Annotated in this window: 20 protein-coding genes; 12 read left to right on the top strand and 8 right to left on the bottom strand. The window is 71.2% G+C overall.

The genetic code is table 11. The annotated features are described in order from the left end of the window. From ACWDS7_RS35885 to ACWDS7_RS35875, 3 genes are all read left to right on the top strand, one after another. A partial coding sequence (locus ACWDS7_RS35885; protein ID WP_451932882.1) for a copper chaperone PCu(A)C occupies positions 1 to 465 on the top strand: 465 nt, incomplete at its 5' end. Positions 466 to 493: 28 nt separating this feature from the next. Then, entirely contained in the window at positions 494 to 1,717 is a 1,224-nt protein-coding gene (locus ACWDS7_RS35880) for a Dyp-type peroxidase (RefSeq protein WP_306858358.1), read from the top strand. A 478-nt stretch (positions 1,718 to 2,195) separates the two neighbouring features. Then, the gene (locus ACWDS7_RS35875) at positions 2,196 to 2,570 is read left to right on the top strand and encodes a LacI family DNA-binding transcriptional regulator (RefSeq protein WP_451932881.1); all 375 of its coding nucleotides are present in this window, start codon (positions 2,196 to 2,198) and stop codon (positions 2,568 to 2,570) included. A gap of 59 nt (positions 2,571 to 2,629) precedes the next feature. Here the strand turns inward: ACWDS7_RS35875 and ACWDS7_RS35870 are convergent, their stop codons facing one another. The 4 genes from ACWDS7_RS35870 to ACWDS7_RS35855 all read right to left on the bottom strand — a co-directional run bounded on the left by ACWDS7_RS35870 (position 2,630) and on the right by ACWDS7_RS35855 (position 6,288). Then, positions 2,630 to 3,391: a glycerophosphodiester phosphodiesterase gene (locus tag ACWDS7_RS35870; RefSeq protein ID WP_451932880.1), complete on the bottom strand. Its 762-nt coding sequence runs from the start codon at positions 3,389 to 3,391 to the stop codon at positions 2,630 to 2,632. 437 nt (positions 3,392 to 3,828) lie between these two features. Next, positions 3,829 to 4,761 (bottom strand): phosphotransferase, encoded by a 933-nt coding sequence (locus ACWDS7_RS35865; RefSeq protein WP_451932879.1) that lies wholly within the window; start codon positions 4,759 to 4,761, stop codon positions 3,829 to 3,831. A gap of 64 nt (positions 4,762 to 4,825) precedes the next feature. Beyond that, positions 4,826 to 5,722 (bottom strand): SDR family oxidoreductase, encoded by an 897-nt coding sequence (locus tag ACWDS7_RS35860; protein WP_451932878.1) that lies wholly within the window; start codon positions 5,720 to 5,722, stop codon positions 4,826 to 4,828. Further along, entirely contained in the window at positions 5,719 to 6,288 is a 570-nt protein-coding gene (locus tag ACWDS7_RS35855; RefSeq protein WP_306858350.1) for a TetR family transcriptional regulator, read from the bottom strand. The genes ACWDS7_RS35860 and ACWDS7_RS35855 overlap by 4 nt, the downstream gene beginning before the upstream one ends. 244 nt (positions 6,289 to 6,532) lie before the next feature. Between ACWDS7_RS35855 and ACWDS7_RS35850 the strand changes: the two genes are divergently transcribed. Further along, positions 6,533 to 6,727 carry a CsbD family protein gene (locus tag ACWDS7_RS35850; RefSeq protein WP_451932877.1) on the top strand — a complete coding sequence of 65 codons (195 nt, stop codon included), beginning with the start codon at positions 6,533 to 6,535 and terminating at the stop codon, positions 6,725 to 6,727. 221 nt (positions 6,728 to 6,948) lie between these two features. Here ACWDS7_RS35850 and ACWDS7_RS35845 read toward each other — a convergent pair whose 3' ends face one another. After that, entirely contained in the window at positions 6,949 to 7,269 is a 321-nt protein-coding gene (locus ACWDS7_RS35845; protein WP_451932876.1) for a hypothetical protein, read from the bottom strand. A gap of 165 nt (positions 7,270 to 7,434) precedes the next feature. Between ACWDS7_RS35845 and ACWDS7_RS35840 the strand changes: the two genes are divergently transcribed. The 3 genes from ACWDS7_RS35840 to ACWDS7_RS35830 are packed head-to-tail and all read left to right on the top strand — an operon-like array spanning position 7,435 to position 8,519. Further along, entirely contained in the window at positions 7,435 to 7,800 is a 366-nt protein-coding gene (locus ACWDS7_RS35840; protein WP_451932875.1) for a hypothetical protein, read from the top strand. Between the two features lie 3 nt (positions 7,801 to 7,803). Next, positions 7,804 to 8,211, top strand: coding sequence for a hypothetical protein (locus ACWDS7_RS35835; protein ID WP_306858345.1), 408 nt, complete (start codon positions 7,804 to 7,806; stop codon positions 8,209 to 8,211). A gap of 47 nt (positions 8,212 to 8,258) precedes the next feature. Next, positions 8,259 to 8,519, top strand: a complete 261-nt coding sequence (locus ACWDS7_RS35830; RefSeq protein ID WP_451932874.1) for a hypothetical protein — start codon at positions 8,259 to 8,261, stop codon at positions 8,517 to 8,519. Positions 8,520 to 8,670: 151 nt separating this feature from the next. On the opposite strand, the gene ACWDS7_RS35825 is transcribed toward ACWDS7_RS35830, so the two are convergent. After that, complete coding sequence (locus ACWDS7_RS35825) at positions 8,671 to 9,840, bottom strand: ROK family protein (RefSeq protein ID WP_451932873.1); 1,170 nt, start codon at positions 9,838 to 9,840, stop codon at positions 8,671 to 8,673. Positions 9,841 to 9,985: 145 nt separating this feature from the next. Between ACWDS7_RS35825 and ngcE the strand changes: the two genes are divergently transcribed. The 4 genes from ngcE to ACWDS7_RS35805 all read left to right on the top strand — a co-directional run bounded on the left by ngcE (position 9,986) and on the right by ACWDS7_RS35805 (position 14,802). Further along, a complete protein-coding gene (gene ngcE / locus ACWDS7_RS35820) occupies positions 9,986 to 11,806 on the top strand; it encodes an N-acetylglucosamine/diacetylchitobiose ABC transporter substrate-binding protein (RefSeq protein ID WP_451932872.1) in 1,821 nt (606 codons plus the stop codon). A 127-nt stretch (positions 11,807 to 11,933) separates the two neighbouring features. Beyond that, complete coding sequence (locus tag ACWDS7_RS35815; protein ID WP_451932871.1) at positions 11,934 to 12,836, top strand: carbohydrate ABC transporter permease; 903 nt, start codon at positions 11,934 to 11,936, stop codon at positions 12,834 to 12,836. Between the two features lie 11 nt (positions 12,837 to 12,847). Beyond that, entirely contained in the window at positions 12,848 to 13,768 is a 921-nt protein-coding gene (locus ACWDS7_RS35810) for a carbohydrate ABC transporter permease (RefSeq protein ID WP_451932870.1), read from the top strand. Between the two features lie 161 nt (positions 13,769 to 13,929). Continuing rightward, on the top strand, positions 13,930 to 14,802 hold the full coding sequence (locus tag ACWDS7_RS35805; RefSeq protein WP_451932869.1) for a chitosanase: 873 nt from the start codon (positions 13,930 to 13,932) through the stop codon (positions 14,800 to 14,802). Positions 14,803 to 14,853: 51 nt separating this feature from the next. On the opposite strand, the gene ACWDS7_RS35800 is transcribed toward ACWDS7_RS35805, so the two are convergent. Continuing rightward, complete coding sequence (locus tag ACWDS7_RS35800; protein ID WP_451932868.1) at positions 14,854 to 15,537, bottom strand: DNA alkylation repair protein; 684 nt, start codon at positions 15,535 to 15,537, stop codon at positions 14,854 to 14,856. 138 nt (positions 15,538 to 15,675) lie between these two features. Then, a complete protein-coding gene (locus tag ACWDS7_RS35795) occupies positions 15,676 to 16,365 on the bottom strand; it encodes a TetR/AcrR family transcriptional regulator (protein WP_306856828.1) in 690 nt (229 codons plus the stop codon). Positions 16,366 to 16,486: 121 nt separating this feature from the next. Between ACWDS7_RS35795 and ACWDS7_RS35790 the strand changes: the two genes are divergently transcribed. Continuing rightward, positions 16,487 to 17,614, top strand: a 1,128-nt coding sequence (locus ACWDS7_RS35790) for an acetyl-CoA C-acetyltransferase (protein ID WP_451932867.1), incomplete at its 3' end; no start/stop codon positions are given.

Below are 17,614 nucleotides of genomic sequence, written 5' to 3'. Positions count from 1 at the left end.
GCCGCGCCCGCCGCGAGCCCGGCCGCCACCGGCGCCGCCGCCGAGGCCGCCCCGCCCCTGGCGATCACCGACCCGTGGGTGAAGACCACCAAGAAGGGGATGAGCGCCGCCTTCGGCACCCTGGTCAACAACACCGACGTCGAGGTGACCGTCGTCTCCGTGACCTCGCCGCTGTCGCCGAAGGTCGAACTGCACGAGGTGGTCGACTCCAAGGGAAAGATGGTCATGCGGCCCAAGGAGGGCGGGTTCGTGATCCCCGCGCGGGGCACGCACCAGCTCCAGCCGGGCGGTGACCACATCATGCTGATGGGCGTCACCGAAGAGGTGAAGCCCGGCGCGCAGATCCCCTTCACCCTCACTCTCAAGGGTGGCGAGACCCTGGAGTTCACCGCGGTCGGCAAGGACTTCGCCGGCGGCAAGGAGGACTACCAGCCCGACATGGACATGGGCAAGGACCACGGCTGACGGACGCAGAGCAAACGGACACAGGATCATGCGAGACCCCCAGTTGACTCGCAGGGGCCTGCTCGCCGGGGGCGCCGCCGCAGCGGCCGGCGCCCTCGCGGCGTGCGCCCCCGAGCAGGCCGTCTCCCCCGGCCGGGCCGCCGCGGCGGCCCTCCCGCAGGCGGCCCCGGCCGTCATCGGCTCGGCGGTGGAGTCCTTCCACGGCGCCCACCAGGCCGGGATCGCCACCGCCCCCCAGGCCCACGCCGCGTTCGTCGGCCTGGACCTGCTGCCCGGCACCGGCCGCGAGGCCGTCGTGCGGATGATGCACCTGCTCACCGACGACGCCCGCCGCCTGACCCAGGGCCGGCCCGCCCTGGCCGACACCGAGCCGGAGCTGGCCTCCGCCCCCTCCCGGCTGACCGTCACCTTCGGCTTCGGCCCCGGCCTGTTCACCGCGGCCGGAGTGGAGGAGCGGCGGCCGGAGTCGGTGGCGCCCCTGCCGGAGTTCGTGATCGACAAGCTGGACAAGCGGTGGACCGGTGCGGACCTGCTGCTGCAGATCTGCGCCGACGACCCGGTCACCCTCGCCCACGCCCTGCGCATGACGGTCAAGGACGCCCGTTCCTTCGCCCGGGTGCGCTGGACCCAGCGGGGCTTCCGGCGCGGCCCGCAGACCCTGGCCCCCGGCACGACCCAGCGCAACCTCATGGGCCAGCTCGACGGGACCGTCAACCCCCAGCCGGGCACGCCCGACTTCGACCGGGCCGTGTGGGTCAGCCAGGGCCCCGAGTGGCTGCGCGGCGGCACCACACTGGTGCTGCGGCGCATCCGCATGGAGCTGGAGACCTGGGACGCCGCCGACCGGGTGGCCAAGGAGTTCACCATCGGCCGCCGCCTGGACACCGGCGCCCCGCTCACCGGGCGCGCCGAGCGCGACGAGCCGGACTTCGCCCGGCTCAACGCCCTCGGTTTCCCCGTCATCTCCGAGTACGCCCACATCCGCCGCGCCCACGTCACCGACCCCGGCATGCGGATCCTGCGCCGGGTCTACAACTACGACGCGGGCCTCACCCCCGAGGGGCACGCCGACTCCGGACTGCTGTTCGCCTCCTACCAGGCCGACATCAACCGGCAGTTCCTCCCCGTCCAGAAGCGCCTGGCCGAGGCCGACCTGCTCAACGAGTGGACGACCCCCATCGGCTCGGCGGTCTTCGCCATCCCACCGGGCTGCTCCGCCGACGGCTGGATAGGAGAGAGCCTCCTGTCCTGATCCGTCACCGTGCCGGCCCGCCGTACTGATCCGCATCCGCCGCGGGCCGCGCTCCGGGCCCCCATGCCTCCGAGGCCCGGAGCGCGGCCGCGACGCCGGACGGGAGCCGCTCCACTTCTCCCTTGTCCTCTCCCGGTTACGGGGCGACAGGATTCTCGATCCGCCCAAAAGTTGACGGGCAGCGGGGCCGGAGCCCCTCCTGTTGAGAGCGCTCACTACATGATCAGAAATTGGGTCTCGGGGAAGCCCGGCGAGCAGGCCGCGTTGCCTCCGGTGATCTGCTGATCGACCGCCGGGCCCATCACGCCGACCGGACCGGCCGTCTGGGGGTCACCTCGCGGTGCGGGGATCTCGATCGCGACGGCGGCGGAACCTCGCGGCCGCCTCTCCACGGAACGGCGCGCTCTGGCAGCATGAAAGCGCCCCGCGGAACGGACGGCGGGAAGCCGCCCAGCGGAACGGACCGCGGGAGAGCCAGATGAGACGACCAGCCCTGGAGGCCGTCGCCACCCGGGCCGGCGTGTCCAAGTCCACCGTCTCACGGGTGGTGAACGGCCGGACCACCGTCGCATCCGACATCCGCGACCTGGTGATGCGGGCGGTGAACGACCTGGGCTACGTCCCCAACCCGGCGGCCCGCAGCCTGGTGACCCGCCGCACCGACTCCGTCGTCGTGATCGTCTCCGACCCTCCGGCGGGGCTCCTCTCCGACGACCCCATGTTCTCCACGGTCGTCCGCGCGGCCAGCCGTGAGTTCGAGGCGGCGGGCAAGCAGGTCATGCTCATGCTGGCCGGCGGATCCACCGCCTCGGTGACGCTGCCCACCGAACTCGTCATCAGGGAGTCAGCCTAGACGCACCGCCCGGGCGGGCCGGCGCGTCCCGGCCCTCGCGCGCGCCCCCATGGGGCACGTCACGGCAGGCAGGTCTCGTGGGCCCACTCCAGGTAGGCGGGCGTCTCGTCGGTGATGACGCGGTCGACTCCGTAGTCCGCCAGGCGTCGCCACGCATCCTCGTCGTTGGGCGTCCAGGCGTAGACGGCCACGCCGTACTTCAGGTATTCGCGGGCCAGCGCGGAGGTGAGACTGTCGTGCCTGACCCCGACATAGGAGAACTTCCGGGCGAGTGAGAGCCGCGGCGCGGTGTTCGACAGCAGGCCCTTGCGGGCGGGCACGGACTTGACCGCCTCCATGGCCGCCGTGGAGAACGACATCAGGCTCGCCCATCCGTAGGCGTCGGAGTGGCGGTAGGTGTCCTGCAGCGAGCGCAGGTCCCGGGCGTCGGGGACCTCCTTGAGCTCGACCAGCAGCTCCTCGACACCTCCCCGGAGCAGCTCCAGGGTCTCCGACAGCGTCGGCGGGCGCTGGCCGTCGGCGGTGCGGAGCTCGCGGAACTGCGCCAGCGTCATGTCGGCGACCCGGCCCGTGCCCGTGGTGGTCCGGTCGACCAGGTCGTCGTGCATCAGCACCGGATGATGGTCCCTGGTGAACCGCACGTCGAGCTCGATGCTCGGCGAGCCCTCGTCGAGCGCCTGCTCGAAGGCCCCGAGCGTGTTCTCCACGGTCCCGTCCCAGTAACCGCGGTGGGAGACCAGACCGGGCACCGAGCACACCGACACGCCCGGCCCGGCGTGGCCGTGCGCCGCCTGCGCCCCGCCCAGCGCCAGAACCGACACCAGCAGGACCTTCGCGGCCGCCCCCGCACCCGCCCTCCGCCGCCTCCACCGCGCCGGGATCCGCGCCGCCCCGCCGCTGCGCGATCCGCCCGCCCGCGCCGCCCCGCCGCTGCGTGATCCGCGTATTCGGACCCATCCCCGACGGCCGGTCTCCGGTCCCCGCACGCCGCTCACCCGAGGTCTGACAGGGCCGCGATCCGCTTTCCGAGCATGGCATCCCCTTCGATCCACGTCGCACCCACCGGGCCCGGAGCCACCGGACGGCCGGGCTCCGACCCTCGATCCGCAATACTTACGTAAAGTATCTCTCCAGTTACTTAGAGTACAAACACTTGGAGTGACGGATCAAGCACCCTGCGCATGGATCGGATCCGGCCGGGCGCCGCTCCCCGGCGCTCGCCGAGCGCCGGATCGCCGCACGCCGTACCGCCTCTCGCCTACTCGCCGCCGGGGCCCCATCGGGTTCCGCCGGCGAGCCGGGCGCGGAGCGTGCCCAGCGCCTCGTCGACCAGCTCGGGCTCGTCGATCTCCAGGCCGTGCACGACGTCCAGCGCCGGCTCGGCCAGGGCCCAGAAGTCGAGCTTGCCCACCAGCCGCCGGCTGTACGGCAGGTCCCGGTGGGCCTGCACCCGGCAGACGAACTCCGGCCCCGCCTCGGCCCACAGGTAGGACAGGTCGTAGTCGGGGTCGGCGATCGCGGTGTCGCCGAAGTCGATGAGCCCGGTGATCTCCTCCCCGGTGACCAGCAGGTGGTCCAGGCTCACGTCGCCGTGGGTCAGCGTGGGCCGGTAGGCGAAGTTGGCGTCGTCCTCCAGATAGCCCTCCCAGGCCACGAGCAGCGCCCGGCCCTCCATCGTCTCCAGCCGGGGCAGCACCTCCTGGCGGATCGGGTCCAGGTCGTCGGCGAAGTCCTCCCGCAGGTCCCACACCGGCACGCCGAGGTCCTCTGCCGTCTCCACCGGGAAGGCGTGGACGGCGTCGAGCGCCGCGGCGACCTGCCCCACCGGCCCCGGACGGTCGACCAGCCCGCGCGCGTGCCACTGCTCCGGGGCGAGCACCTCGCCGGGGACCAGGCGGTATCCGCAGAAGGAGCCGGGCCCGAGCGGGTTGGGCGCGGTGAACAGGAACCGGGGGATGGCCAGGTCGAGCGCGAGCTCGGGGAGCAGCCGGGCCTCCCGCTCGACGCTCTCGGCCCCGTCGGCGTTCTTCGGCAGCCGCAGGACGATCTGCCCGTCCAGGAGCAGCGTCACGTTGTCCAGCCCGGCCCCGAGGGGCCGGAGCGAGGCGTTCCCCACCTCGGGCAGTACACCGCTGAGCGCGTCGCGGACCTTCGGCTCCCAGCCGTCCGGCAACGAGACCTTTCTGATCATTGGTCCACGGTAGCCGACAGGGCACCGCCACCGGCCCACCGCTCCGCGCCGGCGGCACGCGTGACTACCGGTAGTCCTGCGGGTCGCCCGCCGTACCGCGCCGGGAGTCGGCGAAGTAGCGGCCCCAGTCGGGGCGGGAGCCGTCGGCGTCGGTGAAGCCGTACTCCTTGACCAGCTCCCAGGTGGCCAGCGACCTGCCGTTCCAGCGGTGCACGTCGGGGTCGGCGGCCAGGGCGGCGACCGCGCGGCCCAGGTAGGCGGGGGTCTCCGACATGGCGAAGTAGGGGTCCTTGGCGACCCCGTCGCGCCAGGTGGCCTCGGTCACCCCGAAGTGGTCGAGCATCGCCTCCGAGCGGAGGAAGCCCGGGGTGAGGGCGAGTGCCGTCACGCCGTACGGCTTCAGGTCGGCGGCCTGCGCCTGGGCGATCCGGATCACGCTGGACTTGACCAGGTCGTAGAAGAAGGTGCCCCGGTAGCCGTGGTCGGCCAGCCCGTCGGTGACCTCCACGACCAGACCCCGGCCCCGGGCGACCATCAGCGGCAGCGCGTGCCAGCTGGTGATGATGTGGGTGTGCACGGCCTGGCGCTGCAGCCGCAGGCCGTCCTGGAGCGGCTGCTCCCACAGGGGCCTGTCCCACACGGTCAGCGGGTCGCCGCCCCAGACGTTGTTGACCAGGACGTCCAGGCGGCCGTCCTGCTCGGCGCCGATCCTGGCGACCAGGTCGCGCACCTGCTCCTCCGCGAGGTGGTCGACCTGTACGGCGATGCCGCGCCCGCCGGCCGCGGTCACCAGCTCCGCGGTCTCCTCGATGGTCTCGGGCCGGTTCATCGGCGACCGGGAGGTCGCGGTCGTGCGGCCGGTGACGTAGACGGTCGCGCCGGCGGCGCCGAGCTGGACCGCGATCCCCCGTCCGCCGCCCCGGGTCGCTCCGGCCACCAGGGCCACCTGTCCACCACTCACTGTTCCTCCTTGATGACGCGGTAGGGGTCGAGCAGGGTCCGCAGGTCCCGGCGGAGCGCCTCGGCGAGCGGCCCCGACCGGTCCATCGCCCAGGCGAGCTGGGTGCCGTTGCGGATGGAGTCGGCGGCCGCGGCGAGCGCGCCGAGATCGGCGGTGCCCGCCAGGTGGCCGCTCGCCACGGCGGCCTCCAGGTAGCCGTGCAGCTCGGCCCGGACACCGCGGATGTGCTCGCCCAGGAGCGCGCGGAACTCCTCGTCGGCCAGCTCCAGGTGAAGGAAGGCCAGGTTGTTGGCGAACTCCGCCGGCTCCGCCTCATGGCCGACGCTGCGCACCACCGCCCGGATCAGCCCCTCGACGGGGTCCGGGGCGGACTCGAACGCCGCGCGCATCGGCCGCACGGAAGAATCCCGGGACAGCTCCCACCGGACGAACCCGAGCAACAGGCCGCGCTTGCTGCCGTAGCGCTGGACGAGCGCCCCCGTCGACACCCCGGCGGCCCTGGCCACGTCCGCCAGCGTCAGCCGGGCCGGCCCGGCGCTCCCCACGGCCGCCGCGACCGCGGCCATGATGTCCTCTTCCCTGATCGTGCGAGGTCTCCCCGCCACGTCCCACCCCAATTAAATAATGACTGTTCATTATTTATATCAGGAGTGGCGGGGCCGCGGACACGCCGCCCGGCGACCGCCCGCCCCCACGGGCCCGTACGGCGGGGCCGCCGCCGCTTGCACCGGACATGTTTATCCGGCGCCGCCTCGGAAAGTAGGTATCACTGCGTGGAGGGAAACTTCACTTAAGGGGAGGAATCGCACCATGGGTGCCGACGACAAGATCTCCAACAAGGCCGAGGAACTCGGCGGCAAGATCAAGGAGGGCGCCGGCCGCGCCACCGGTGACGAGCGTCTGGAGGCCGAGGGCAGGGCCGACCAGTCCGAGAGCCACCTCAAGCAGGCGGGGGAGAAGGCGAAGGAGGGCATGAAGAAGGTCAAGGACGCTTTCAAGAGCTGAATCCCAGCGCTCCTTCGGCGGAGACCCCGGCTTCCGGGGCCTCCGCCGCGCGCTTTCCGGAGACTCCCGCGCTCTCCAGAGGCTCCCCATTCTGCCGGAGGCTCCCGCGCCCCTGGAGGCTCCCGCGCTCTCCTGAGGCTCCCGCATTCTGTCGGAAGCTCCCGTGCTCCGCCGGAGGCTCCGAGGCGGAAGCGGGCGCGGGGACCGCGCCCAGGGGCCGGTCAGGAGGCCGGGCCGACTTCGGGCTCTGGGGCGCGTCCGCCGGACTTCTCGCCGGCGCCGACGGCCGGGCCGGGCTCCTCGCCGCCGCCCGGGGGACGGCGGGCGTCGTCGGGATCGGCCAGGAGCGGGCGCTCGGGGAAGGAGGTGTCGGCCCCCGACCTCTCCGCCACGACCCGGCTCTCACCGTCGATGCCCCGCGGAGCCGCAGGCGCCGGATCCCCGCCCCCGTCGCCTTCCGCGGGCGCGGGACCCGCGCCGCCCATCCGCCCCGCCTCCGCGGTCACGGAGTTCCCGTCGTCCACACGCGTGTCCGCAGACACGGCGCTCTCCTGCGGGGGGACGCCTCCGGCCGCCTTCTCACTCACTTCCACTTCGTGGTCATCGGTCATGCCACCCCCTCTCCCCGACAAAAGCCTAAATATGCCGCCCACCTGGCATGGAGCCGTGCAGCCGGGTACGGGACCTCTGGAGAAAGGAGCAGGACCATGACGGTGACGCGATTTCAGGATCTGCCTCTCGCCGACCGGGATCGGCACTGGGACGGCGACGCGGCTGACAAACACGTCCGCAAGTGGGCGGGGGCCGAGGAGGAGCCCAGTGCGAAATACCGTGACGCGCACGTCTGGTACGACGGCGACAACGCTGACAACTTCGAGAGCTACAAGCTGCCGATCGCCGATGTGGTCGACGGCGAGCTCAAGGCGGTGCCGCGTGCCGTCATGGCCGCCGCGGCGGTCGTGCAGGGCGCGCGGGGCGGGGTCGACGTGCCGGAGGAGGACATCGGCCGGATCAAGTCCCACCTGGCCAAGTACTACGCCAAGATGGGCGAGACCGCTCCGTGGGAGCGCTGAGCGGTGCCGCGTTTCGACTTCGCGATCGAGCCGGCGTGGCGGGCGCCCCTCCGGCTGCTCGGCGTGACCCCGGAGCGGGCCTCCGTCCTCGTCGAGAACGGCACGCTCACGGTCCGTTTCGGGCACTGGCTGCTGCGCACGCCGGTGTCCAATATCGCCGACGCCACTCTGACCGGCCCCTACTCGATGTGGAAGGTCATCGGACCGCACCTTTCGCTGGCCGACCGGGGGGTGACCTTCGGGACCAACCCCAGGCGCGGCGTCTGCGTCCGCTTCCACACCCCGGTCCCCGCGCTCCTGCCCGGCGGCCTGCTGCCCCATCCCGGTGCAACTCTCACCGTCTCCGATCCCGAAGGACTCATGGAGGCACTGAGAGTGCACCAGGCACATGACGGACCACAAGAGACATGACAAGGAGGCATCCGGGTACAGGGTGCGTCTGATCGAAGGAGGGGACAATGACGTTCGAAGGACAGCCGGAGGAGACATCCGCGACCGGTAAGCCCATGGTCCGCGCGACGCCGCGGGATGTGGTCCACATCCGCATGGGATCGTTCGCCCTGATAGCGATCATCGCCATCGGCGTGCTCGGTCTCGTGGCCGGCCTCAAGTGGCTGACGATCGCCATGGCCGTGCTGGCGGTGATCGCGATCGTCGACATCGCCCTCGCGGTCCACCGCCAGTCACGGAGACCGGGCACCACCACGGAAGCGGGCTGAGCCACCGGGGCGGCGCCCCGACAGGCCCGCCCCGGCAGGCCCGCCCAGGCGGGGCCGCGTCCCGGCGTGGCCGGCCGCGCCCGCCCCGGGAGCGCGGCGGCCCGACCCCGGGCGGCCCCGGATCACGGACGGACCGGGGCACCGGCGCGGGTCAGGAGAGGGAGTCGACGGCCTCGGGCGAGAGGATGTGGTCGAGGACCATGTGGGCGCAGCCGACGATGCCCGCGCCGGGGCCGAGACGGCTGCGTTCGATCCGCAGGTTGCGGGTGGACAGGGCGGTCGAGCGGCGGTGGACGACCTCGCGCACGCCGGACACCATGGGCTGGAAGGTCTCGGCCACGTCGCCGCCGAGGACGACCACGGCGGGGTTGAGCAGGTTGACCGCGCTGGCCACGACCTCGCCCAGCATCCGGGCGGCGTTGCGGACCACGGTCATGGTCTCGGCGTCGCCCGCCCGCACCAGGCCCACCACGTCGGCCAGGGTCTCCACCTGGTGCCCGCGGGCGCGCAGGTCGCGCAGGATCGCGGTGCCGCTGGCCACCGAGTCGACGCAGTCGATGTTGCCGCAGCGGCACAGCACTCCCCCGCCGTCGCGGACCGGGATGTGCCCGATCTCCCCGGCCGCGCCCAGCGCGCCGCGCAGGATCTCGCCACCCGCGATGACGCCGGAGCCGATCCGGGTGGAGACCTTGACGAACAGCAGGTCGTCGGCCTGGCCCGCGTAGACCGCGCGGTGCTCGCCGATCGCGATGACGTTGACGTCGTTGTCGAGGAAGACGGGGGCGGGGAAGCGCTCGGCGATGATGGGCGGGATGGCGACGCCGGTCCAGCTCGCCATGATGCGGGCGCTCTCGGTGCGGCCCGCCGCGAACTCGACCGTGGCGGGGACGCCCAGGCCGACGCCGCGCACCTGGGACATCGGCCGGTCGCCGAGCAGCTCGCTCCAGGTGTCCATGACCAGGGGGAGGACGACGTCCGGACCCTCCTCCACGTCGACGGCCAGTCCCCTGCCCTCCAGCTCATGCCCGGCGAGGTCACAGACGGCGATCTGCGCGCGGCTCGCGCCCAGCGAGGCGACCAGCACGACGCCACCGGAGGCGTTGAAGACCAGTCGTGTGGGCGGTCTGCCTCCGGTGGAGGGGCCCTCGCTGTCCTCCACGACGAGGCCGCGCTCCAGCAGCTCGGTGACACGCAGGGAGACGGCGGGCCGGGACAGGCCGGTGACACGCCCTATGTCCGCGCGCGTGACAGCCTCACCGGTGCGGATGAGGCGGAGCACCTCACCGCTGGTGGCGAGCGCGGCAGCCGGACGTCGGGACATCGGCTAAGTGAATCACACCCACTTAGGGAATGAAAACTTCCAACTTTCTCATCTCGAATTACAAAACTCCGCTTGTGTGGAGCGCAAGATGTGGCTAGTGTCCGATCTATCCCCAATTTCGGTAGATCACTACGGAGCACCCCCCATGTCAGAGAACCCGCAATCCGCCGACCTGATCGTCTTCGGCGGCACAGGTGACCTCTCCATGCGGAAGCTGCTCCCCGCCCTCTACCACTGCGACCGCGACGGACGCCTCTCCCCCGAGACCCGCATCATCGCGATGTCCCGCGGCGGGCTCGACGACGCCGACTTCCGCGGCAAGGTGGACGCCGAGGTACGGGGCTCGGTGCCGGTGGACGACCTGGAGACCTGGCAGCGCTTCCTCGGCCGCCTGCACCACGTCTCCATCGACATCGGCGGCGAGGACACGACCGGCTGGGCGAAGCTCACCGGCCTGCTCGCCGGGCACGAGCAGCGGGACCGGGCCGGGATCTTGAGAACCGCTATGCCGGAAGGATCCGGCGAGGTGCCTGACCACCCCCCTGCAGGAGGAAGCATGACCAACCTGTCCCGGCGTGAGCTTCTGCGCAGCGCGGCCCTGGCAGGGATCGCCCTGCCGGTGCTGTCGGCGTGCGCCAGTCCCGCGGGCCCCGGCGGCGCCTCACCGGCGGCGCCGGCCGCCGGGGCCACCAGCGCGGCCAACCCGCTCGGCCTCGTCGAGACCAGCCCCCTGGAGATCTGGATCTTCGACGGCGGCTTTGGCGACGCCTATGCCAAGGACGTCCACGAGCCGCTGGTCAAGGGCAAGTTCCCCAAGCTGGAGATCAAGCACAACACGACCAAGGAGATCGCCAAGACCCTCCAGCCGCGCTTCGCCGGCGGCAACCCGCCGGAGTTCGTCAACAACTCGGGCGCCAACGCGATGGACTTCGGGGCCCTGGTCCAGGACGGCCAGCTCGCCGACCTCACGCCCCTGTACGACGCGCCGAGCTGGGACGACCCCGCCGTCAAGGTGCGCGACACGATCGACCCGGCCGCGATCGAGCTGGGCAGCTACGACGGCAAGCCGTACGTCCTGAACTACGCCAGCACCGTCTGGGGCATCTGGTACTCGCAGAAGCTCTTCGAGGCCGAGGGCTGGCAGCCGCCCAAGACGTGGGCGGAGTTCCTGCAGCTCTGCGAGACCATCAAGAAGTCCGGCAAGATGGCGCCGTTCACCTACGCGGGCAAGCACCCCTTCTACATCTACGAGACCATCCTCACCCTCGCCGCGAAGATCGGCGGCAAGGACGTGCTGAAGAACATCGACAACCTGGAGGACGGCGCCTGGCAGGCCGAGCCGGTCAAGCAGGCCGCGACCGCCTTCGCCGAGATCGGCGCCAAATACCTCCTCCAGGGCACCGCCGGCCTGGACCACGTCCAGACCCAGACCGCCCACAACAAGGGCCAGGTCGCCATGCTGCCCTGCGGCTCCTGGCTGGAGAACGAGCAGAAGGACTCCACCCCGGCCGACTTCGGCTACGCGATGTTCACGCTGCCGGACTTCGGCTCCTCCGACGCCCTGCCGTACGGCACGCTGCACGCCCGGCCGGGTGAGGAGTTCATCGTCCCGGCCAAGTCGGCCAACCCCCGGGCGGGCCTGGAGTACATGCGGGCGATGCTCTCCAAGGAGGGCGCCGGCAAGTTCATGGAGATGGTCTCCACGCTGACCGTCGTCAAGGGCGCGGGTGAGGGGCGCACGCTCAAGCCGGGCCTGAAGAGCGCCTCGGCCGCCCTGGCCGCGGCGGGCGACAACGCCGTCTGGTTCCTGTTCCGCAAGTGGTACGTGGAGATGCACGACGAGGTGGCCGCGGCGACCGGGCAGTTCATGAACGGCAAGCTGACCGTCGACCAGTGGATCGAACGGGCGCAGAAGAAGGCCGACTCGATCAAGAACGACTCCTCGGTGAAGAAGTTCAAGAGGTAAGAGGTGGCGGTGGCGTACGACGGCGGCGGCGGGCGGCCCGCGGGAGGCGGGCCGCCGGTGAGAGGCGGACGGCGGCCCGTCCGGGGCGGGCGGTCCGCGCGGCGAGCAGGGGAACGGTAGGCGGGCGATGAACTACGGCAGGACGCGGTTCGTCACCGGGTTTCTCGCGATCCCGGTGGCGCTCTATGTGATCTACGTGATCGCCCCCTACGCGCAGGCCTTCTACATCGCGTTCACCAACTGGCGCGGGGTGAGCGCGGATCCGCAGTTCGTGGGCCTGGAGAACTTCCGGAGACTCCTGGACGACGACGTCTTCTGGAAGGCGGTGGGGCACAACCTCATCCTGCTGATCCTGATGCCGCTGCTGACCATCGGGATCGCGCTCCTGTTCGCCTTCCTGCTCAACAGCGGAGGGCGGGGCGGCACCGGCGGCGTCTGGGGATCGAAGTTCTACCGGGTGGTGTTCTTCTTCCCCCAGGTGCTGGCCGTCGTCGTGGTCGCGGTCCTGTTCCAGCAGGTCTTCCGGCCCGACCGGAGCGGGATGCTCAACGCGCCGCTGATCGCCCTCGGGTTCGAGCCGGTCGGCTTCCTGTCCGACACCGACGTCGCGCTCTGGGCGCTGCTGGGCGTGCTGGTCTGGCAGGCGGTCGGCTTCTACGTGGTGCTCTTCTCGGCGGGCATCTCCTCCATCCCGCGTGACATGTTCGAGGCGGCGTCGATCGACGGCGCCGGGGGAGCGCAGCTGTTCTTCCGGATCACGCTGCCCCTGCTCTGGGACACCATCCAGGTGGGCTGGGTCTACCTCGGCATCGCCGCGCTCGACGTCTTCGCCGTCGTGTGGGTGATGACGGCCGAACACGGCGGGCCCGACTCCTCCACGACCGTGATGGCGGCGGAGATCTACCGCAACGCCTTCCAGTACTTCAGGTTCGGCTACGCCTCCGCGATGGGCGTGGTGCTGTTCTTCTTCACCATCGGGTTCGCGGCGCTGGCCCTGCGCCTGTCGCGGCGTGAGCGGATCGAGTTCTAGTGGCAGACGCGATGACTCCCACGGCAGAGACGATGATCTCCCGGAGCCGGGCCTACGCCCGGCAGGAGCGCAGGAGGCGCCTGGGCCCCCTGTCGGCCCTGACGCACGTCGCGCTGCTGGTGTGGACGGTCCTGGTGGTGGTGCCGATCCTGTGGACGTTCCTGGCGTCGGTGAAGAGCGAGGACGAGATCTTCGGCGACGCCTGGTCGCTGCCGGCCTCCCCCCGCCTCGACAACTGGGCGCGGGCCTGGGAGCAGGCGCACGTGGGCCAGTACATGATCAACAGCATCGTCGTCGTGGGGGCCGGCACCTTCGGCACGATGCTGTTCGGCTCGATGGCCGCCTACGTGCTCGCCCGCTACCGCTTCCGCGGCAACCGGGCGATCTACCTGCTGTTCGTCTCCGGCCTGGCCTTCCCGGTCTACCTGGCGCTGACCCCGCTGTTCTTCGTCGTGCAGAACATGGGCGCGGTCCCGGTGATCGGCCGGTTCATCGGCCTCAACTCCCACGGCGGGCTGATCCTGGTCTACATCGCCTACTCGCTGCCGTTCACCGTGTTCTTCCTCGCGGCGTTCTTCAGGACGCTGCCCGGGGCGGTGGCCGAGGCGGCCTTCGTGGACGGGGCCTCGCACACCCGGGTGTTCTTCCAGATCATGCTCCCGATGGCCAGGCCGGGCATCATCAGCGTGACCATCTTCAACGTGCTCGGCCAGTGGAACCAGTACCAGCTGCCGCTGGTGCTGCTGCCCGCCGACAAGGAGAAGTGGGTGCTCACGCAGGGCATCGCCGACATCTCCACCGCCGCCGGCTACGACGCGGACTGGTCGGCCCTGTTCGCCGCGCTCAGCATGGCCATCCTCCCCATGCTGATCGTCTATACGATCTTCCAGAGCCAGATCCAGAAGGGCCTGACGGCGGGGGCGCTCAAGTAGCCCGTTAACCTCCGCTTAAGAAGATCCTATTTTGCGATTAAGGGGATACGGGTTGACGGGTGGGGCATATCGGCGGTTAAGTTCGTTAGGAAACTTTCCTAACGAGCGGGCGAAGACTCCTCGCCTCCGGTCGTTCCTCCACCGTCCCCCTGGAGAGACACGTGCCCATCTCGTCAGATCCGCGCTCCGGCCGCCGGATGCTGCGGCTCCTGCTCACCACGGCCGTGGTCGCCGCCCCGGTCCTGTCCGTCCACGCGGGTCCCGCGCACGCCGCCGGGCCGGCGCCGCGCCTGTCGGTGTCCTCGCCGGAGCCGGCGGCCGCCGGGGTCGACCTCACCGACCCGCGCAAGAAGGACATCGCCATGCAACTCGTCTCCAGCGCGGAGAACTCCTCCCTCAACTGGAAGGCGCAGTACAAGTACATCGAGGACATCGACGACGAGCGCGGCTACACCGCCGGGATCATCGGCTTCTGCTCCGGCACCGGCGACATGCTCGACCTCGTCGAGCTCTACGCCGAGCGCAAGCCCGGGAACGTGCTCGCCAAATACCTGCCCGCCCTGCGCAAGGTCAACGGCACCGACTCCCACAAGGGCCTCGACCCGAACTACCCCAAGGACTGGGCCGCCGCGGCCAAGGACACGGCCTTCCAGCAGGCGCAGAACGACGAGCGTGACCGGGTCTACTTCAACCCGGCGGTCCAGCAGGCCAAGCAGGACGGCCTGCGCGCCCTCGGGCAGTTCGCCTACTACGACGCCATCGTCATGCACGGCGACGGGGGCGACCCGGAGAGCTTCAGCGCGATCCGCAGGAACGCCCTCAAGAAGGCCAAGCCGCCCGCGCAGGGCGGCGACGAGGTCAAATACCTGCACGCCTTCCTCGACGCCCGCAAGGTCGCCATGAAGGCCGAGGAGGCGCACGAGGACACCAGCCGGGTCGACACCGCGCAGCGGGTCTTCCTCAACAAGGGCAACCTCGACCTGAACACCCCGCTGTCCTGGAAGGTCTACGGCGACCCCTACACGATCAAGTGACCGGCCCCGGCGGGCGGGCCCGGCCCGCCCGCCGGTCAGGCGCCGGCGGGGTCACCGGGCCGGGAGGTTCTTCAGGGCCTCGCGGCGGCTCAGGCCGGTGATGCCCATGTGGTCGACGTAACGGACGACCTCGTCGGGGTCGATCTTGGCGTATTCGCGCAGGGCCCAGCCGATCGCCTTGCGGGCGAAGAAGTCGATGTCGGACAGGCTCGGCGCGATGCAGGCGTAGAGCAGGCCGGCGTCGGTGGCGGACCTGAACCTGTTCTGGCAGAGGATGGCCGTGCGGCGCTTCCACAGGTCGTCGCCGTGCGCCCACTCCAGCATGAGCGGGCGCATCGTGTCGGGGAAGGCCGACAGCAGGCCGCCGACGCGGTGGACGGCCAGTTCGTCGACGTAGTCCCACCAGGCCCCGGTGACGATCATCTCTTCGTACATGGGGAGCGCGTAAAGGGTCTGGAACCTCCGGTACGGCCGGTGTCCGGTCAGCTCGATCGCCGCGTAGCGCTCCTCGCGGTATTCGGCGTCCCGCCACAGCGACAGGACCGTCCTGCGCCATTCGGGCGCGCTCTCGATCGGGTGCTCGGCGAAGACCCTCCGCAGCGCCGTACGGCGAGGCCCGGCCTGGACGCCGAGGAAGGGTATCTCCGACTTCATGTAGGCCCGCATCGCCGACGCCTTGGCCGGGTCGGCCACCTCGGTGAACGCGCGCCGCACCGCCTCGTGCAGGGTGTCCATGCCCGCTCGCCACTCCTCGTCCGCACCGTGGGCGGCCCGTCCCGCGCCGGCCGCCGCGCTCGTCGGGCGGGCTCCGCCCGCGCTGTCATGCCCGCCCGTCACTCTCCGTCCGCACCGCCCGCTGCCCGGCCGGGCGCGTCACGCGCTGTGGCTGCTCCGCTCGCCGGTCGCCAGGCCGTCGAACAGGACCGTGATGTAGTGCTCGGCGAGGCCGGTGGTGTTGAGGCGGCCTCCGGGGCGGAACCAGCGGACCGCCACCCAGATGGTGTCGCGGATCATGCGGTAGGTGAGCTTGGGGTCCACGTCGGCGCGGAACTGGCCGACGGCCTGGCCGCGCTTGATCTGCTCCACCCACATGCGCTCGACCTCGTCCTCGGCCTTGACCAGGTAGTCGAACCGGTCGCCGGGCAGGGAGCGCAGATAGTTCCAGTCGTTCTGCATGACGGTGATCGCCGCGCGGTGCGGTTCGAGGGTGCTGAACCCGATGCGCACCATCTCTGACAGGATTGCGCGGGGCTCGCCCTCCTGCTCCAGGGCCGCGCGGTAGCGGCCGACGAGGTCGTCGAGGAAGGTGGTCAGCACCTCGTCGACGATCGTCTCCTTGGAGTCGAAGTGGTGGTAGAGGCTCCCGGACAGGATGCCCGCCTCCTCCGCGATCTCGCGGACGGTGGTCGCCTGGAAGCCCTTGCGGGCGAAAAGCTCGGCGGCGAGCTTGACGAGGTGGTCGCGGCGTTCGGAGGCGGAGCCGGATGAGGCCGCGCGCTTCGTCGTGCCCTGGCGCTTGACTGGGGTGGTGGTCGCGCCGCCGGAGTTCTTTCGCGTGTTCACACCTCCATTATGAGCCCTTGCGCAATCGCTTGTTCACCTGAACGCGCCAGCTCATCCCGGTCTTTGTATGTGACCAAGCGCTTGCTACCCTTGTCGTCTGCGGACAACGAAGGGACACGCAATGGCTGAGGCGTACATCGTCGGCGCGGTCCGGACCCCCGTGGGTCGCAGGAACGGCGGCCTGGCCGGCGCCCACCCCGCCGATCTGGGCGCCCACGTGCTCGGGGAGCTCGTCCGGCGCACCGGGGTGGACCCCTCGGCCGTGGACGACGTCGTGTTCGGCTGCGTGGACACCGTCGGCCCGCAGGCCGGGGACATCGCCCGCACCTGCTGGCTGGCCGCCGGGCTGCCGCAGGAGGTGCCCGGCGTCACGGTCGACCGCCAGTGCGGCTCCTCCCAGCAGGCGGTCCACTTCGCCGCCCAGGCCGTGCTGTCGGGCACCTGCGACCTGGTCGTGGCCGGCGGCGTGCAGAACATGAGCCGCGTCCCGATCGGCTACGCCATGACCGCCGGGCAGGCCCTCGGCTCCGACAGCCCGTTCGCGGGCTCCAAGGGCTGGTGGTCCCGGTACGGCGGGCAGGAGGTGTCGCAGTTCCGCGGCGCCGAGATGATCGCCTCCCGGTGGGAGGTGTCGCGGCTCGACATGGAGGAGTTCGCCTACGAGTCCCACCGGCGGGCGCTGCGCGCCGTCGACGAGGGCCGGTTCGCCGCCGAGATCGCCCCGTACGAGGATGTCGCCGTCGACGAGGGCCCCCGCCGCGACACCACGCTGGAGAAGATGGCCGCGCTCAAGCCCCTGGTCGAGGGCGGGCGCCTCACCGCCGCGGTCTCCTCCCAGATCTCCGACGGCGCCGCCGCCCTGCTCGTCGCCTCCGAGGAGGCGGTCCGGGTCCACGGCCTGGTCCCGCGCGCCCGCGTCCACCACCTGTCCGTCCGCGGCGACGATCCGATCATGATGCTCTCCGCGCCGATCCCCGCCACCGCGCACGCGCTGCGCAGGACGGGCATGTCGATCGGCGACATCGACGCCGTCGAGATCAACGAGGCGTTCGCCTCCGTCGTGCTGGCCTGGCTGAAGGAGACCGGCGCCGACCCCGCCAGGGTCAACCCCAACGGCGGCGCCATCGCGCTCGGCCACCCGCTCGGCGCGACCGGCGCCCGGCTGATGACCTCTCTCCTGCACGAGCTGGAGCGGACCGGCGGCAGGTACGGCCTGCAGACGATGTGCGAGGGCGGCGCCGCCCACCCG

Source organism: Streptosporangium sp. NPDC003464 (genome assembly GCF_053588315.1).
Note: the sequence above shows the minus strand (reverse complement) of the source record. Positions and strands in the feature narration are given on the sequence as shown.

What these genes read in the sequence shown, in the direction of transcription:
- ACWDS7_RS35815 (WP_451932871.1), top strand. Translation starts at nt 11,934, where the DNA reads ATGAACTACGGCAGGACGCGGTTCGTCACCGGGTTTCTCGCGATCCCG.
- ngcE (WP_451932872.1), top strand. Translation starts at nt 9,986, where the DNA reads ATGTCAGAGAACCCGCAATCCGCCGACCTGATCGTCTTCGGCGGCACA.
- ACWDS7_RS35830 (WP_451932874.1), top strand. Translation starts at nt 8,259, where the DNA reads ATGACGTTCGAAGGACAGCCGGAGGAGACATCCGCGACCGGTAAGCCC.
- ACWDS7_RS35840 (WP_451932875.1), top strand. Translation starts at nt 7,435, where the DNA reads ATGACGGTGACGCGATTTCAGGATCTGCCTCTCGCCGACCGGGATCGG.
- ACWDS7_RS35865 (WP_451932879.1), bottom strand. Translation starts at nt 4,761, where the DNA reads ATGATCAGAAAGGTCTCGTTGCCGGACGGCTGGGAGCCGAAGGTCCGC.
- ACWDS7_RS35880 (WP_306858358.1), top strand. Translation starts at nt 494, where the DNA reads ATGCGAGACCCCCAGTTGACTCGCAGGGGCCTGCTCGCCGGGGGCGCC.
- ACWDS7_RS35850 (WP_451932877.1), top strand. Translation starts at nt 6,533, where the DNA reads ATGGGTGCCGACGACAAGATCTCCAACAAGGCCGAGGAACTCGGCGGC.
- ACWDS7_RS35800 (WP_451932868.1), bottom strand. Translation starts at nt 15,537, where the DNA reads ATGGACACCCTGCACGAGGCGGTGCGGCGCGCGTTCACCGAGGTGGCC.
- ACWDS7_RS35875 (WP_451932881.1), top strand. Translation starts at nt 2,196, where the DNA reads ATGAGACGACCAGCCCTGGAGGCCGTCGCCACCCGGGCCGGCGTGTCC.
- ACWDS7_RS35855 (WP_306858350.1), bottom strand. Translation starts at nt 6,288, where the DNA reads ATGGCCGCGGTCGCGGCGGCCGTGGGGAGCGCCGGGCCGGCCCGGCTG.
- ACWDS7_RS35810 (WP_451932870.1), top strand. Translation starts at nt 12,848, where the DNA reads ATGACTCCCACGGCAGAGACGATGATCTCCCGGAGCCGGGCCTACGCC.
- ACWDS7_RS35825 (WP_451932873.1), bottom strand. Translation starts at nt 9,840, where the DNA reads ATGTCCCGACGTCCGGCTGCCGCGCTCGCCACCAGCGGTGAGGTGCTC.